At 50.6% G+C, this 1,453-nt stretch carries 1 rRNA gene; it reads left to right on the top strand.

From position 1 onward, the window contains the following. Positions 1–1,363, top strand: a 23S ribosomal RNA gene (locus C2M30_RS06985); the annotation flags it as partial. Between the last annotated feature and the right edge of the window lie 90 nt (positions 1,364–1,453).

The following is a 1,453-nucleotide window of genomic DNA, read 5'->3' on the forward strand; positions in this document are numbered from 1 at the left end:
GTGGAAGTTGTTGATGCCATACTTCCAGGAAAAGCCTCTAAGCTTCAGATTATTTCGAATCGTACCCCAAACCGACACAGGTGGTCAGGTAGAGAATACTAAGGCGCTTGAGAGAACTCGGGTGAAGGAACTAGGCAAAATTGTACCGTAACTTCGGGAGAAGGTACGCTCCTATCTGTGATGAGACTTGCTCTCTAAGCGGACGGGAGTCGCAGTGACTAGGTGGCTGGGACTGTTTATTAAAAACACAGCACTCTGCAAATTCGAAAGAAGACGTATAGGGTGTGACACCTGCCCGGTGCCGGAAGGTTAATTGATGGGGTTAGCTTCGGCGAAGCTCTTGATCGAAGCCCCGGTAAACGGCGGCCGTAACTATAACGGTCCTAAGGTAGCGAAATTCCTTGTCGGGTAAGTTCCGACCTGCACGAATGGTGTAACCATGGCCACGCTGTCTCCACCCGAGACTCAGTGAAATTGAAATCGCAGTGAAGATGCTGTGTACCCGCGGCTAGACGGAAAGACCCCGTGAACCTTTACTACAGCTTGGCACTGAACATTGACCCTACATGTGTAGGATAGGTGGGAGGCTTTGAAGCACAGTCGCTAGATTGTGTGGAGCCGTCCTTGAAATACCACCCTTGTAGTGTTGATGTTCTAACATAGGCCCCTGAATCGGGGTTGTGGACAGTGCCTGGTGGGTAGTTTGACTGGGGCGGTCTCCTCCCAAAGAGTAACGGAGGAGCACGAAGGTTTGCTAAGTACGGTCGGACATCGTACGGTTAGTGTAATGGTAGAAGCAAGCTTAACTGCGAGACAGACACGTCGAGCAGGTACGAAAGTAGGTCATAGTGATCCGGTGGTTCTGAATGGAAGGGCCATCGCTCAACGGATAAAAGGTACTCCGGGGATAACAGGCTGATACCGCCCAAGAGTTCATATCGACGGCGGTGTTTGGCACCTCGATGTCGGCTCATCACATCCTGGGGCTGAAGTCGGTCCCAAGGGTATGGCTGTTCGCCATTTAAAGTGGTACGCGAGCTGGGTTTAGAACGTCGTGAGACAGTTCGGTCCCTATCTGCCGTGGGCGTTTGAGAATTGAGAGGGGCTGCTCCTAGTACGAGAGGACCGGGGTGGACGAACCGCTGGTGTTCGGGTTGTGATGCCAATTGCATTGCCCGGTAGCTACGTTCGGAATCGATAACCGCTGAAAGCATCTAAGCGGGAAGCGAGCCTCGAGATGAGTTCTCACTTTAACTTGAGTTAACTGAAGGGCCGTTGAAGACTACAACGTTGATAGGCAGGATGTGGAAGTGGTGTGAGCCATTAAGCTAACCTGTACTAATTACCCGTGAGGCTTAACCATACAACGCCAAAGTGGTTTATAACCGGCAGAAGTTGAATAGCTCGAAAAGAGCAAAGTACTAAAGTAGAAACTTTACGAATTGAGATAAAA

It is taken from the genome of Pseudoalteromonas sp. T1lg24 (assembly GCF_002964745.1).
Classification (GTDB): domain Bacteria; phylum Pseudomonadota; class Gammaproteobacteria; order Enterobacterales; family Alteromonadaceae; genus Pseudoalteromonas; species Pseudoalteromonas spongiae.